This is a genomic window from Amycolatopsis ultiminotia, from assembly GCF_039536925.1.
Classification (GTDB): Bacteria; Actinomycetota; Actinomycetes; order Mycobacteriales; family Pseudonocardiaceae; genus Amycolatopsis; species Amycolatopsis ultiminotia.
In genome coordinates, this window is record NZ_BAAAZN010000006.1 from 283,956 (window position 1) to 298,810 (window position 14,855).

Below are 14,855 nucleotides of genomic sequence, written 5' to 3' on the forward strand. Positions count from 1 at the left end.
GCGGGTCTGCTATCGTAGCTTCTAACGAGAAATATTGTCGCTTTAAATTCAGTCAGGTCGGTCCTCCGGCGCCCCCGCGACCGACGCCCGTGAGGCGAACCAGGAGAACGCATGAACATCCTCGTATCGGGTGCCGGCATCGCCGGGCTCAGCACTGCTCTCGACCTCGGCGTGCGCGGACACCAGGTGACCGTCGTCGAACGCGCGGAGCACCTGCGCGTCAACGGATCACCCATCGACGTCCGCGGCGACGCGATCGGGGTCACCGCGGAGATGGGCTTGCTCGACGGGATCCGCGCGAAACGGGTCGACATGTCCGAGCGCACCCGATTCGTCGACCGCGACGGCACGGTGATCGCCCGGGTGCCGAACGAGGAGGCGAACGATTCCGCTGACGACATCGAGCTGCCGCGCGAGGACCTCACGAACATCCTCGCCGCCGCGCTGCCGCCGAACGCCACGATCCGGTTCCGGGAAAGCATCGACGCCCTCACCGAAGACGGCGACGGGGTCGACGTGCGCTTCACCTCCGGCGGCTCCGCGCGGTTCGACCTCGTCGTCGGCGCGGACGGTCTGCATTCGCGCGTGCGGAAACTGGTGTTCGGACCGGAGAGCGACTACCTGCGGCATCTGGGCCTGTACGTCGGCCTCACCGAACTGCCTGCCGAAGACTTCCGCGCCGACGACATCGGCAAGATGTACAACTACCCGGGGCATATGGCCGGCATCACCGGCTACCACGACAAGGCGCTCGGGATTCTCCTGTTCCGGTCCGAATTCCTCGACTACGACTACCACGACCTGGATGTCCAGAAACGGATTGTCACCGACGCTTTCGCCGGGCACGACGAATGGGAAATCCCGCGCCTGCTGACCGCGGCCGATGCCGACCCCGAGTTCTACTTCGATTCGGTCAGCCAGATCCACATGCCGACCTGGCACCGCGGCCGGGTGGTCCTGGTCGGTGACGCCGGACACTGCGCCGCACTGCTCTCCGGCCGCGGCACGTCACTGGCCCTCACCGGCGGCCTTTTCCTGGCCGAGGAACTCGAACGCGCCGGCGGCGACCACACCGTGGCATTCGACCATTACGAGAAACGCCAGCGCCCGTACGTCGAATTCGCCCAAAGCACCGTCGACGACGGCGGCAACCTCCTGGTGCCCGCCACCGAGGAAGAGATCACCGCACGCAACACCCGCCTCGTCTCCCGCCCCGGCAAGAACGCGGCCGGCCAGGGAGTGTCTTGGTCCAGGTGACCACGGCGCGAAGAAAGGCCGCACAGCGGTAGCCGATAGCGAGGTTGTCCCAGCGAGTCGCGAGGCCATTGTTTGAGCAGGATGAACCGTCGTTCGACCACGCCCGCGGCCGCGGCAGTCGACCTCGTCGAACGCGGGCGGGCGCCGCGGCGTGTGCGGTGCCCGCCCTGCCCGGCCGCGTCTGCAGCGACAGCAGGCACATCCCGCCACACGATCCCGCACCGATACCGGAAGATGATCCCCTCGATCAACGCCCACCGATCATCTGAGCGCAGCTGAAACCGCGACGCACCAAGCAGGCATCGCAGCCACCAGCCAAACCCTTTGTCAGGCACGGCATAGGCCAGGTCTGATGACGCGTTGGTCCAGGTGATCACAGCGTGCAGGAGGATTGCTGCTCGGTAGACGGTGGCGAGGTTGTCGAAGCGAGTCGCGAGGCCGCGCCAGTGCTTGAGCTGGTTGAAGTAGCGCTCGATGACGTTGCGGCCGCGGCAGTCGACCTCGTCGAACGCAGGCGGGCGCGCGCCGCGGGAGCTGCGGTGTCGGCGGTGACCTTGTTGGTCGGTGGGTTCGGGAATTGTTGCACCGATCTTGCGGCTGCGCAGGTGGGTTCGGGTCGTGCGGGAGGAATACGTCTTGTCGCTGCGCACCCGGTCCGGGCGAGTACGCGGCCTTCCTCAGCCGCGGTGTGGCACCGCGCGGTGATGCACAAGTGGCAGGAACGGCGAGTCCCCGGTCTGCCTCGCGGTCGGCAGCACCATCAGTGGCCGTCCCGCTCCGGTGACGAGTTCATGAATCTTGGTCGGCAGCCCACGCTGTGAGTGGCCCAGCGCATGGTCGCGCGGCTCGCCCCGGGTTTCGGGTAGTTCGACGAATCCCCTGCGTCTCGGGTGGTGTTGGTGGCGTGCTGATGCGCGCGGGCAACGGTGGAATCGGCCGAGATGGACCGGTCGATCCGGCCCGCCGCACTGGCCGCGCGAGCAACCGCTGCAGCACCACATCCCGGACGCCCTCGCGGGCCAGCCGGCCCGCCTCGATACCGGCAAATGGTCCCTTCGACCATTACCCGCGCATCCGAACACGGCCTGCCGCTCCGCACCGGGTGGCACTCGTTCAGGGGACGAGCACGAGTTTGCCGCCGGGCCGCCGGGACTGGCTGAGTTCGGCTGCGGCCCGGATCCGGTCGAGCGGATAGGTACCGGCGATGGAAACAACCAGTACGCCTTCGCCGGCCAGCCGGGCGAGCTCGTCCATCAGGTCGTAGCGGATCTCGGTGGTGGTCCGGGCGCCCAGCTCGGCCGCGGCGGCGAAGTCGGAGACGGTGAGGACGCGGTCGGGGTCGCCGGTCAGCTCGATCAGGGCCGGCAGTGCACCGCCGCCCGGCCCGGCCCGGTCGGCGCGGTCGATCCGGCCGCCGGTCGGGGCCGCGTCCAGGGCGCGGTCGACGCGGCCTCCGGCCAGTGCGGCGACGCGTTCGGCCATGCCGTCGCCGTAACCGGTCGCACTGGCGCCGATCTCCTCCAGTGCAGCGGCCCGGACCGGACCGGCGGTGGCGATCACCCGGATACCGCGGTGCAGCGCGAACCGCACCGCCGCCTCGCCGACGGTGGAGCCTGCACCGTGGACGAGCAGCAGCTCATCCGGCTGGACACCGAGATCGTCGAGCGCACGCCACGCCGTCTCGGCCGCCATCGGCAACGCCGCAGCCTGCTCGACGGTGACCCCCTCGGGAATGCGTGCCCAGGCTGCCATCAGCGCATACTCGGCGGCCCCTGCGGTCGGGCCGTCGAAGGTCGCCGGGCCGAACACGAGGTCGCCGATCTCGACGCCGTCGACACCCGCACCGAGCGCGTCGACGGTGCCTGCCACCTCGAGGCCGAGTCCGCGCGGCAGCGGCGGCAGCCGGTCGGCGAGGAGGCCGTCGACGAGGTGCCAGTCCGCCGGGTTCAGACCGCACGCTCGCACGGCGATCCGGATCCGGCCGGGTCCCGGCGCCGGCTTCGGGACGTCACGCAGCACGAGCACGTCCGGGGATCCGAACCGGTCGAACTGAAGTGCCCGCATGACGGTCTCCTTCGATGACAGCATCTGTTGTCATCGACCCTAGCACTGCGATGACAGCTTCTGCTGTCGTACTCTGGGGGCATGCCGAGATGGGAGTCCGACGCACAGGGCAGGCTGGAGCGCGCGGCACTCGAGCTGTTCGAGAAGCACGGATTCGAGCGCACCTCGGTCGCGCAGATCGCGCGCGCCGCCGGCCTGACCGAGCGCTCCTTCTACCGCTATTTCCCCGACAAGCGGGAAGTCCTCTTCGCCGGCAACGAACTCGAGGCGTACCTCGTCGCCGAGGTCGAGGCGGCCGACCCGGACCGCACCCCGCTCGAGGCGCTGCTGGCCGCGGTGGGGACCGCCGACGAGATCTTCCACCCGCGCGAGACCCTGCTGCGCCGAACTGCGGTGATCGCCGCCAGTCCGGCACTGGCCGAACGTGATCTGAACAAGCTCGCCGACATTGCCGACGCACTGGTACCGGCGCTCGGGCGCCGCGGCGTGGAGCCCGGCAAGGCCCGCTTCGTGGTCGACGTGGCGATCGCGATCTCCCGGCGCGCCACGTCCCGCTGGCTGGCCGAACAGGACGCGACGCTGTCCGAACTCGTCGCGCAGACCGCCGCCGAACTGTGCGAGACGGTCACCCCGCCGGTCCGGACGGTCCGCTGAGCCCGCGGCGGCGGGCGGTTCAGGGTTTGCGGCCGACCCCCGCGGCGATGATCCGCTGCGCGATGGTCTCCGCGCCGAGCTGGGGGCCGTCCGGCCACCAGTGCGCGACCGGGACGATCTCGGCGGGCTGACCGGGTCCGGGGGCGACCAGTTCCAGGCCGTGGAAGAGCTCGCGGATCTGCTCGCGGGTGCGCGCGGTGATGTCCCGCATCGACCCGTCGCGGATCACCTGGAGGGTTTCCTGCAGGGTCTCGTCGTCCTGGCCGCCGTCGTGCGGGTCGAGCACGTGCGTGATCACGACGTAGGAACCCGAGGGCAGCGCGTCGATGTACTCCTTGGTGACCTCCGCCGGACGGCCGAGGTCACCCTTGTAGTGGTGCAGTGCCGCGACGAACAGCAACGCGATCGGCTCGGACCAGTCGAGGTGGCTGCGGGTCAGCTCGTGCTCGAGGATGCCCGCGGGCTCGAAGATGTCAGCTTCCAGGTAGTTCGTCCGCTCGTCCTCGACCAGCAGCGCACGGCCCCGGCTGGCCACCACCGGATCGTAGTCGCTGTAGAGCACCCGCGCGTCCGAGTGGATGCGCTGGACCACCTGGTGCACGTTTTCCGCAGTCGGCTGGCCCGAACCGCAGTCGAGGAACTGGCGGATGCCTGCGTTCGTGGCCAGGAACCGGCAGGCCCGGATCAGGAAGGCCCGGTTCTCCCGCGCGACGTCGCGCACTTCCGGCATCTTCGCGATGATCTGGTCGCCCATCGCCCGGTCGACGTCGTAGTGGTCCTTGCCGCCGAGCAGGTAGTCGTAGACCCTGGCGACGCTCGACCTGGTGGGGTCGACGCCCACCGGGGCGTTCTCATCGTCGAGCAAGACACCGACCTCCAGGACGCGGACGTTGTGACACTTGACGTACCGAGGGTAGTAGCCCCGAGGTCGGCGGGAAAACCGGCTCCCGCCGTCGGCGCGGGGTCAGGAACGGCAGAGCAGCGCGTCGGGGGTTTCGAGGGAGCCCGCGCGCGTCGTGTAGGCGACGCCCGCGACGTATTCGCCCGGTGCGCACTGCCCCTTGTGGTTGCCAGTGGCGAACTCACCGCCGGGCTCGCCGGCCGGGCGGTTGTCGCCGCGGTCGAACCAGAGCGTGCGGCCGGTGTGTCCCAGCGGGGTGGCGGAGCGACCGCAGAGTACGGCCGACAGTGCGGCGCCCCGCACGCTGTAGCCGACCACGGCGTGCTCGGCCGGGCACTGCACCTTGGTGTAGCCTGCGGCCCAGTCACTGTCCACATAGGTCTCGTCGTGCACGGCGGTGTACTCGGCCGGGGCGGGAAGCGTGCCGCTGCACAGTCCCCGGTTGCCGGTGTGGGCCAAGCCGGTGAGGCGCTGCCGGTCGGGACACACGCCCTTGCGGGCGCCCTGGTCCCAGTCCGGCTTCGCGCGGACCGCCAGTGAGGCGTCGAAATCGGCGTGGTCGAGGTTCAGCATGGACCAGTGCTCGGCCGCCGGGACCTGCCCGGTACGAGCCGGTGCGGTCACCAGCCGATGCCAGGCGGGGCCGCGCCAGTCGGTGCCGTCGAGCACGTCGATGCGCTTGCCCGCGGTGTCCCAGGCAAGCAGCGACCACCCGTCGCCCTTGCCGTCGGTGTGAAAACCGACCGCAGGCCAATAGGCGAAATCGGTGTCGGTTTCGGCGAGGTAGCCGACGAAGTTCTCGAACCAGGCCCGCGACGCCGCATCGGTGGTCCCCCGGCTTTCCCCGAACTCGCTGATCCACAGTGGCGCGGTGTAGTGCTTGCCGGTCTCCGCCGAAACGAAGAACGCTTGCCGGTAAAGGACATCTCGCAGTTCCGACGGGGACAGGTCGCGGTAACGCGGATCGTGGGTCTCGCCGACACCGGTCGCGCCGGAGTGGTTCGGCCCGGTGTAGCCGTAGAAGTGTGCGGAGTACACGAGTTTGTCCGACTCGACGAGCGTGTGGGACAGCGTGCGGGCCGGCTCCAGCGTGGGACGGCCGTGCGGCAGGCCGTCGACCGGCAGCCCGGTCCAGTTGATGCCCTCCACGATGATCAGCAGATCCGGGTTCGCTTCGGCCAGGATGCGGTCGGCCACCTGCTGGCTCGCGCGTTGCCAGTCCGCGTCGCCGCCCTGGCCCCAGTCGGGGTCCTCCAGCGCGTTGCGGCGGACTTCGTTGTACAGATCCGCACCGACCACCCGCTTGTTCGCGGCGTAGCGGCGGGCCATGAACAGCCAATCGTCCTGCCACTGCTGCTCGGTCTGCGCGGTGTTCCAGCGCTCGTTGCCGTCGAGGCCGCAGCACCAGCGCGAGGTCGTGGTGTGGTTGTTGAGGATCACCGCGAATCCGCGCGCGGTCAGCCGGTCCACCACGCGGTCGTAGACCTCCAGCGGGGTCAGGCCGTGCAGCTGCGGGTTGGCGGGCAGATCGGGCACCGCGGCCGGATCGTGGATCATCTCGCCGGAGAACTGCAGGCGCACACTGTTGAGGCCCAGTTCGGCCAGCCCGTCGAGCACCGTGTCGAGCGGGACGCGGTCCAGGCCGAGCGGGGTCTGGTAGGCCATTTCGCCCGCGTGGTGGTTGGCCGGATCGCCCTTGTCCCCGGAACCGGTCCAGGTGCCGCTCCCGCCGTGCCAGTTGGCGGACTTCAGCTTGAACCGGTTGCCTGCGGCGTCGACGATGTAGCGGCCGCGGGTGCTCAGCGGTCCCACCCAGCCGGACGGATCCGCGACGGCCGGGGCCCGGGACTCCGCCACGGCCGCGGGCAACGGAACGGTGACACCGACGGCGACCAGGACGGCGAACAAAGCACCCAAAAGCCTCACGCGCCGAGACTAGCGATCTTCGCCATCGGCTGTACACCGGCTGAAAGTAGTGTGGCAGCGGGGAGAACGGACCTCAGCCGGTGGCCTCGGCACGCCAGAACAGTTCGGTCATGCGGTCGGTGGTGACCTGCATCTGGTGGAGTGCTTCGGGGATCTGATCCCGGCCGAAGCGGCTGCGGGGGCCGTTGAGGGTGAGGATCGCCACGAGCGTGCCCGCCGCGTCGCGGATGGGGCTGGACAGCGACAGGAGTTCCGGTTCGAGCTCGTTGTCGATGATCGCGAAGCCCTGTTCGCGGACCTGCTCGAGCTCCCTGATCAGGGTCGCGTGGTCGGTGATCGTCTGCGGGGTGTAGGCCTCGAGCGTTTCGGGCAGCTCCTCGCGCAGCCTGGCGGACGGGAGTTCGGCGAGCAGGACCTTGCCGGTGGAGCTGGCGTGCAGCGGATAGCGCTCCCCGACCATATTGCGGCCGACCACGCCGAGCACATGCGAGCCGGTGGTCTCGATGACCAGGTCCAGCCCGCCTTCCGGGTTGGGCACCGACAGCGTCGCCGATTCGTTGAACGTGTCCGCGAGCTCCTGGATCAGCGGTTGCGCCCTGGCCACCAGCCCGGCGTACGGATCGGCGCGGCGGCCGAGCCGGGCCAGTTCCCATCCGAGCACGTAGTTCGCCTCGACCCGGTCCACCAGCCCGTCCTGTTCGAGGCTGGACAGCAGCCGGAACGCGGTCGGCCTGCTGAGCCGGGCCGCTTTCGCGAGCACGGTGACGGTGGCTCCGGCACGGGGTTGCGCGGCGAGCTCCCGCAGCAGGCGCACCGCTTTGGCGACCGACTTGTTCGTCGAATCCGCCTGTTCGGACCCCTCGCCCATCACCACTCCTCGACCGCCCTCGACGTGCGCCGGAACGGCGCACCCCCTGCTGGCGTGTCCAGTTTACCGGGTCCGCGTTCACTATCCGGACACGGGCGGTGCGGGGGCACCCGGAGCCGTGGCTCCGGGTGCCGGGGGAAGAGCGATCACGGACGGTGCGGTGCGGAGGTTTCGCTCAGGCTCCGGCCCATCGTCTCCGGGGCGAGCAGCTGCGAGACGACCGCGCCGAGCACGCACACCGCGGCGGCGATGAGCATGCTGGTCCCGGCCCCGAGGTGGTGCATCGACCAGGGCAGCAGGAAGGTGCCGATGCCCGCGCCGACCCGGCTGAACGCCGTCGCGAATCCGGTCCCGATACCGCGGATCTCGGTCGGGAAGATCTCGCCGGGGTAGACGCCGGTCAGCGCGGTGCACATGGCGTTGGCGAAGGCGAAAACGAAGAAACAGATCAGCACCACCGACGACGGTGCACCTGGCCACAGTCCGATGAGCACGAGAACCACCGCGGAGACCCACTGTTGCGGGATGGTGAGCTTGCGACGGCCGATCCGGTCGATCAGCACCAGCGAAACCACGACGCCGACGAGTGCGAGGCCGTTGATGCCCAGTGCGCCGACGAGCCCGTCGCCAAGGCCGTAGTCGGCCAGCACACTGGCGGCGAAGGTGGCGATGGCGAAGTAGGGTGCCACGGCGCAGAACCAGAACACCGAGATGAACGTGGTGGCACGCCGGTAATCCCGGGAGAACAGTGCGCCGAAGGTGGCCTTGCGCGCGGGAACGCCGCGTTCGAGTGCTTCGCCGGGGTCTTCGAGGTAGGCGTGCGCGATCCGCTCGGCCTCCTCGGCCCGTCCTTTGTGGATCAGCCAACGCGGCGACTCGGGCAGCCCGAACCTGGCGAAGAACAGGATCACCGCGGGAACCGTGCTGGTGCCGAGGATGATCCGCCAGTCCACCGGGAACACCACGACGAGCAGGTAGGCGATCGCGGAGGAGACCATGAACCCGATGTACCAGGCCACTTCCGACAGCGACATGAGCCGTCCGCGCAGCCGCGCCGGGGCGAATTCGGCGAGCAACGGCCAGCCGACCGAATACTCGGCGCCGATGGCGATGCCCATGATCAGCCGCACCACGAACAGCTGCCACGCCGAAGCGACGAACAACTGCAGTACCGAGCCGAGGATGAACAGCGCGAGATCGATGGTGAACAGCGGTTTCCGGCCGAGTTTGTCGGAAAGCCAGCCGCCGAGCGGCCCGCCGAAGAAGATGCCGATGAGTGCGGCCGCTCCGGTCAGGCCCTCGGCGAACAGCGACATGTGCAGTTCGGCGTTCACCACCCCGATGGCGTTGCCGATGATGCCGAGGATGTAGCCGTCGATGAACATGCCGCCGACGGTCGCCGCGGTGAGCCGCACCAGGAACCGGCGTTTGCCGGCGCTGGCGTGCTCGGTTTTCCCGGCGGCAGTGCCGGGACTGGTGGTGGTGATCACCGCTTCGGTCCTTCCTGGTGGCATCCGGCGCTCAGGCGGTGTGCACGTCGAACTCGACGGTGCCGAGGTGTGCGAACGTGCCCGACCAGTGGCCCTGCTCGCGCAGCGGAACCGCTGCCAGGCAGCTTCCGGGGAGAATCACCTGTCCTGGGGTGAATGCGATGTCGTATGCGGCGAGCCGGTTGGCCAGCCACGCGGTGGCGGCAAGCGGGTTGCCGAGGATGGCGCCGGTGTTGCCTGCCACGACCCGGCGGCCGTCGAAGGACAGTGCGCCAGGGGTGTCGCGCAAGCTCAGGCCGGTCAGCCGCCGCGGGGTCCCGCCGAGGAGGACGGCACCGGTGGATCCGTTGTCGGCCAAGGTGTCCGGCAGGTCGATCGCCCAGTTCTGCACCCGTGAGTCGATGATCTCGATGGCGGGCACGACGTAGTCGATCGCGGTGATCACGTCGGCGACGGTGAGGTGGGGCCCGCGCAGGTGCGCACGCAGTACGAACGCGGGTTCGAGTTCGACGAAGGGCTCGATGAACCGGCCCCGGTCCAGGGTGGTGCCTTCGCAGGCGAAGGTCGTGGCGAGCAGGTACCCGTAGTCGGGCTGGTCGAGGCCGAACGCGTCCTGCATGGCTTTCGCGATGTTGCCCAGTTTGTAGCCGACCACGCGGTCGCCGCCGGCAACCGCGTGGTCGACGTTGATCTGCTGGACCTGGAAAGCACGGTCGGCATCGAGCCCCGGCCAGGTTTTCGTCGGCGCCGGGATCGGTACCCGGTCGAGCCGGGCGGTGCGCAACGCGGTCGCGACGTCGTGCAGTTCGGAGTTGTGCATCAGTAGCTGCCTGCCGGTTGCAGGTCCGGCAAGGCCTGCGGGCTCGTCGCACGGCGGTAGCCGAACCCGGGGTGGTCCGCGCGAAGCCTGCGGACACCGCGCCCGTGCAGCTTTTCCCGCAGCGTCGATCCGTCGTACTCGGTCCACATCGCGCCGCGGCGCTGCAGTTCGGGCACGACGAGTTCGACGAAGTCCGCGATGTCCTGGTACTTCACCGCGTGGCCGAGGTTGAACCCGTCGATGCCGGTCTCGTCCATCCACCGGATGAGCTCCTCGGCGACCGTGCCCGGCGAGCCGACGAGCGTGGGGCCGGTACCGCCGAGGCCGATGAACTCGGCGATGTCGCGGGGCGTCCAGTTCTTGTCCGGGTCCATCTTGGCGAACAGGTCCACCATGGTCTGCCCGGCGTCGGTCTTGACGTGCTTGAGCGGCACGTCCGGATCGAACTGCGACATGTCCAGTCCGGTCCAGCCGCTGTAGCGGGCCATCGCACCGGAGTAGCTGACCAGACGGCGGTAGGACTCGTACTTCGCATGGGCCGCCTCGTCGGTGGGCGCGCAGACCACGTTGAGCATCTGCAGCACCTTGACGCTGCGCGGGTCCCGTCCGGCCTCGGCGGCGAACCCGCGCACCGCCTCCACCTGCCGCTTGAGCGCAGGCACCGACACCGCGTTCATGAACACTGCCTCCGCGTGCGCCGCGGCGAGCCGCTGTCCCTTCGCGGAGCCACCGGCCTGGAAGATCACCGGGGTACGCTGCGGGGAAGGCTCGCACAGCGCGATGCCGGGCACGTCGAAGTACCGGCCGTGGTGGTCGATCGGATGCACCCGGGACGGATCGGCGTAGACCCCGTTGACCCGGTCGCGCACGACCGCATCGTCCTGCCAGGAGCCTTCCCACAGCCGGTAGCAGACCTCGAGGTATTCGGCGGCCATGTCGTAGCGCTGGTCGTGCGGGACCTGCCGGCCGGTACCGAGGTTGCGCGCGGCGCTGTCGGCGTAGGAGGTCACCAGGTTCCAGCCGACCCGGCCGCCGGTGAGGTGATCGAGCGTGCTGAACCGGCGGGCCAGTGCATAGGGGTGTTCGTAGGAGGTCGATCCGGTGAGACCGAAGCCGAGGTTCCCGGTCACCGCCGCCATCGCCGACACGACCAGGAACGGGTCGTTGGCCGGGATCTGCGCGGCATCCGCGAGTGCCGCGGCGAAACCACCCTCGTACACGTCGTGGTAGCCCACGTTGTCCGCGAAGAAGATTCCGTCGAACTTGCCTTCTTCCAGCAGCTTCGCGTACTCCGTCCAGTAGCGCAGGTCGGTGTACTGGCTGCCGCGGTCGTGCTCGTGGCGCCACAACCCGGCAGAAAGGTGTGCCGGGCCTTGGAAATCGAACGCGAACAGCCGCATCCGCCGAGACGTCATGGGTTTTCTCCGTTCCGGTGAGTGATGGTGGCAGCGGTCAGGCGATCTGTTCGAGCAGATGCCCCATCCGGTGCCGTTTGGTGGCCAGGTACGCCGTGTTGTGCTCGTTCGGCCGGGTTTCGAGAGCCAGCCGCTCGGTGACGGCCACGCCGTGGTCGGTGAGCGCACGGCATTTGTCGGGGTTGTTGGTCATCAGCCGCACCGACGTGATCCCGAGATCGGTCAGGATTGCCGCCGCCGCGGTGTAGTCGCGGCTGTCGGCCGGAAGTCCCAGCGCGACGTTCGCGTCCAGGGTGTCGAGGCCCTCGTGCTGCTGGAGTTCGTAGGCACGAAGCTTCCGGCCGAGACCGATGCCCCGCCCTTCGTGGCCGCGCAGGTAGACGATCGCGCCGCGGCCCTGCGCGGCGATCGCCTCCATCGCCATCCGCAGCTGCGCACCGCAATCGCACCGCAATGAGCCGAGCAGATCGCCGGTGAGGCACTCGCTGTGCAGGCGGACGAGAACATCGTCACCCGGTTCGCCCATGATCAGCGCCAGATGTTCGGGTTCGCCCGCGGCCCGGTACGTGACGGCCCGGAAGGTCCCGAGCTCGGTGGGGATCGTGGCCTGCCCGGTCCGCCGCACCCCGGAGTCCGGGTTCTCCTGGTTCTCCGGGTTCTCCAGCCATGCGACCAGAGCCGCGATGGAGATCATCGGGATACCCTGGCGCGCGGCGAACTCGTCGAGCTGCGGGCGGCGCATCATCTGCCGCCGGTCCGGCGTGACGATCTCGCACAGCAGTGCGGCCCCGCTCAGCCCGGCGCGCCGGCACAGGTCCACTCCGGCCTCGGTGTGCCCCGGCCGCTGCCGCACCCCACCGGGCCTTGCCCGCAACGGCAGCACGTGCCCCGGACGCGCGAGATCGGCCGGGGCCAGCCGCGGATCGGCCAGCGCGCGGACGGTCGCCGCCCGGTCCGGTGCGCTGATCCCGGTGCTCGTCCCGTGCCGGTAGTCGACGCTGACCAGGAACGCGGTGCCGTGGCTCTCGGTGTTGTCCGCGACCATCAGGTCCAGCCCGAGCGCGTCGGCACGTGCGCCGTCGACCGCGACGCACAGGAAACCCGAGGTGTGCTCCAGGAAAAAGGCGACCTCGTCGGTCGTCGCGTGTTCGGCGGCCATGATCAGGTCGCCCTCGTTCTCCCGGTTCTCGTCATCGACGACGAGAACCTTCCCGCCCGCGGCGAGTGCGGCAATTGCTTCGGGGATGGCTTCGGCAACGCTCGACGAGTGCATCGGTCCACTCCTGCGGCTCTGCATCGGCACACCGCGGCGAGGCTGCCTCGTCGCCGGTGACCGAGATTGATGCTGGAACTTTCGATTCCGCGAAACCACCATCTCGTCGTGCGTTCACATAGTGGTCGTCGCGTCCAAATAAGGTGACACGGCTCGTCGACGAGTGTCAAGAGATCCGAGTAAACCCGGTGTACCGGATGGTAATAAGCCGGATCCGGCGGATCCTTGACGATATCCGAGCACCGGGGGCACACTCTCGCTTGCGTTCACTTTATGGACGCGACGTCCATATTGAACGCATACCCGTCAGGCGCCTCGACGACGGACGCGAGGCCGACCACGAGGGAGTGGCACCGTGACTGAAGAAGCCGACGTCGTAGTGATCGGCGGCGGGATCGCCGGACTCATCACCGCCCGCGAGCTCGGCAGGCAGGGCCTGCGGGTGGTGGTGCTCGAAGCGCGGGATCGCCTCGGCGGGCGGGTGTGGACCGACCACCGGCTCGGCCGCGACCTGGAGATGGGCGGCACCTGGCTGCACTGGGTGCAGCCGCACGTGTGGGCCGAGGTCACCCGCTACGGACTCGGCGTCACCCGCGGTCCCCGGCCGGAGAAGGCCTACTGGCTGGCCGGTGCCGAGGTCCGCACCGGCACGCTCGAGAGCTTCATGAACCTGATCGATCCCGGGATGCAGGCACTGCTCGCCGACACGATGCGCTGGATCCCCCGGCCCGACGATCCGCTCGCCGAACCGGACCTCGCCGCGGTCGACGGGTTCAGCCTCCAGGAAAAGCTCGACGAACTCGACCTGCCGCCTGCCGAGTACCACGCCAACGAAGCGGCCTGGGTGGGTCACTTCAACGCGCCGCTCGGCGAAGGCGCGTTCACGAGCGCGCTGCGCTGGACCGCCGCCACAGCCGGGTCCTGGCACCTGATGCACGAGGCCTCCGCGGTCTTCCGGCTCACCGGCGGCACCCGGTCACTGGTCGAGGCGATCGTCGCGGACACCGACGCGGACATCCGCACCTCCACCGAGGCGAGCCGGATCGAGCACACCGCCGACGGCGCCGTCGTCACCACCGCCGGCGGAACCCGGATCCACGCTCGGCGCGTGGTGCTGACGCTGCCGCAGAACATCATCGGCGACCTGGACGTCTCGCCTCCGCTGTGCGCCGAGAAGCTCTCCGCCGGCAAGGAAAAGGCGGCGTCGCAGGGAGTCAAGGTGTGGATCCGGGTACGGGGCCCGATCGCGCCGTTCTTCGCCTACTCCTCGGCCGCCCACCCGCTTTCGGTCGCACGTACCGAATACCTCGGGGACGACGACGCCGTCCTCGTCGCGTTCGGTGCCGACGCAAGCAAAATCTCTCCCAACGACCTCGACGCCGTGCGCGCGGCCCTTCGGGTGTGGCGCGAGGACCTCGACGTCCTCGAGGTCACCGGCCACGACTGGATGGCCGACCGGTACTCCCAGGAGACCTGGCTGATGCAGCGCCCGCACCAGCTCACCCGCTACCTGGCCGCACAGCAACGGCCGGAAGGCGTGCTGCACTTCGCGGGCAGCGATTACGCCAACGTCTGGGCCGGTTTCATCGACGGAGCCATCGAAACCGGGCTGCGCACCGCCCGTGAACTGGGCACCCGCCTGGCCCCGCGCTAGTACCCACCACCTGTCCGGAGGAGATGACCATGATCGTTTCACCCGCCGCGATCGAGCCGCGGCACTATCGCGACGTGCTGGGGCACCTGCCCACCGGCGTCGTCGTGCTGGCCGGCCGGGACACCGGCACCGGTGCCCCGGCCGGGCTCGTCGTCGGGACCTTCCAGTCGCTGTCGCTGGAACCCCCGCTGGTCACCTTCAGCGTCGCACTGACCTCCACCAGCTGGCCCAAGATCCGCCCCGCCTGCCGGTTCAGCGCCAGTGTGCTCGCCAGCGGCCAGCACGACGTCTGCCGGATGCTGTCCAGCAAGCGCGACGACAAGTTCAGTGCCGTCGGCTGGCACGAATCCACCGACGGCAACCCGCGGATCACCGGGGCGCACGCCTGGATCGACTGCGAAATCCGCCACGAACTCGACGGCGGCGACCACGTCATCGTCGTGGCCGCGGTACGCCACCTGGAAGCCGGCACCGGTGAACCACTGGTCTTCCACCGCGGTCGGCTCGGCATATACCAGGACATCAGTTCCTGA

At 69.2% G+C, this 14,855-nt stretch carries 12 protein-coding genes and 1 pseudogene; 4 read left to right on the forward strand and 9 right to left on the reverse strand.

Going from position 1 to position 14,855, the window contains the following annotated elements; genetic code table 11:
- The first annotated feature begins 111 nt into the window (after nucleotides 1-111).
- Nucleotides 112-1,257 carry an FAD-dependent monooxygenase gene (locus tag ABD793_RS16590; RefSeq protein WP_344860760.1) on the forward strand — a complete coding sequence of 382 codons (1,146 nt, stop codon included), beginning with the start codon at nucleotides 112-114 and terminating at the stop codon, nucleotides 1,255-1,257.
- A gap of 377 nt (nucleotides 1,258-1,634) precedes the next feature.
- Here ABD793_RS16590 and ABD793_RS42700 read toward each other — a convergent pair.
- Together ABD793_RS42700 and ABD793_RS16595 are read right to left on the reverse strand one after the other, a co-directional pair.
- Nucleotides 1,635-1,907, reverse strand: a pseudogene (locus ABD793_RS42700) (transposase); the annotation flags it as partial.
- Between the two features lie 463 nt (nucleotides 1,908-2,370).
- Nucleotides 2,371-3,321 carry an NADP-dependent oxidoreductase gene (locus ABD793_RS16595; RefSeq protein WP_344860762.1) on the reverse strand — a complete coding sequence of 317 codons (951 nt, stop codon included), beginning with the start codon at nucleotides 3,319-3,321 and terminating at the stop codon, nucleotides 2,371-2,373.
- 81 nt (nucleotides 3,322-3,402) lie between these two features.
- On the opposite strand from ABD793_RS16595, the gene ABD793_RS16600 reads away from it, so the two are divergent.
- Entirely contained in the window at nucleotides 3,403-3,975 is a 573-nt protein-coding gene (locus ABD793_RS16600) for a TetR/AcrR family transcriptional regulator (protein WP_344860765.1), read from the forward strand.
- A 19-nt stretch (nucleotides 3,976-3,994) separates the two neighbouring features.
- On the opposite strand, the gene ABD793_RS16605 is transcribed toward ABD793_RS16600, so the two are convergent.
- The 7 genes from ABD793_RS16605 to ribA all read right to left on the reverse strand — a co-directional run bounded on the left by ABD793_RS16605 (nucleotide 3,995) and on the right by ribA (nucleotide 12,668).
- Nucleotides 3,995-4,840, reverse strand: a complete 846-nt coding sequence (locus tag ABD793_RS16605; RefSeq protein WP_344860767.1) for an SAM-dependent methyltransferase — start codon at nucleotides 4,838-4,840, stop codon at nucleotides 3,995-3,997.
- Between the two features lie 99 nt (nucleotides 4,841-4,939).
- Entirely contained in the window at nucleotides 4,940-6,802 is a 1,863-nt protein-coding gene (locus ABD793_RS16610; RefSeq protein WP_344860769.1) for a glycoside hydrolase family 5 protein, read from the reverse strand.
- A 73-nt stretch (nucleotides 6,803-6,875) separates the two neighbouring features.
- Nucleotides 6,876-7,670, reverse strand: coding sequence for an IclR family transcriptional regulator (locus ABD793_RS16615; RefSeq protein WP_344860770.1), 795 nt, complete (start codon nucleotides 7,668-7,670; stop codon nucleotides 6,876-6,878).
- A gap of 146 nt (nucleotides 7,671-7,816) precedes the next feature.
- A complete protein-coding gene (locus ABD793_RS16620; RefSeq protein ID WP_344860772.1) occupies nucleotides 7,817-9,160 on the reverse strand; it encodes an MFS transporter in 1,344 nt (447 codons plus the stop codon).
- Nucleotides 9,161-9,191: 31 nt separating this feature from the next.
- A complete protein-coding gene (locus ABD793_RS16625) occupies nucleotides 9,192-9,980 on the reverse strand; it encodes a 2-keto-4-pentenoate hydratase (RefSeq protein WP_344860774.1) in 789 nt (262 codons plus the stop codon).
- Nucleotides 9,980-11,395 (reverse strand): LLM class flavin-dependent oxidoreductase, encoded by a 1,416-nt coding sequence (locus tag ABD793_RS16630; RefSeq protein WP_344860776.1) that lies wholly within the window; start codon nucleotides 11,393-11,395, stop codon nucleotides 9,980-9,982. Before ABD793_RS16630 ends, ABD793_RS16625 begins: the two co-directional genes overlap by 1 nt.
- Before the next feature lie 37 nt (nucleotides 11,396-11,432).
- Nucleotides 11,433-12,668 (reverse strand): GTP cyclohydrolase II, encoded by a 1,236-nt coding sequence (gene ribA, locus ABD793_RS16635; RefSeq protein ID WP_344860778.1) that lies wholly within the window; start codon nucleotides 12,666-12,668, stop codon nucleotides 11,433-11,435.
- A gap of 355 nt (nucleotides 12,669-13,023) precedes the next feature.
- On the opposite strand from ribA, the gene ABD793_RS16640 reads away from it, so the two are divergent.
- Together ABD793_RS16640 and ABD793_RS16645 are read left to right on the forward strand one after the other, a co-directional pair.
- Nucleotides 13,024-14,322, forward strand: a complete 1,299-nt coding sequence (locus ABD793_RS16640) for a flavin monoamine oxidase family protein (protein WP_344860780.1) — start codon at nucleotides 13,024-13,026, stop codon at nucleotides 14,320-14,322.
- A gap of 29 nt (nucleotides 14,323-14,351) precedes the next feature.
- The gene (locus ABD793_RS16645) at nucleotides 14,352-14,855 is read left to right on the forward strand and encodes a flavin reductase family protein (protein ID WP_344860782.1); all 504 of its coding nucleotides are present in this window, start codon (nucleotides 14,352-14,354) and stop codon (nucleotides 14,853-14,855) included.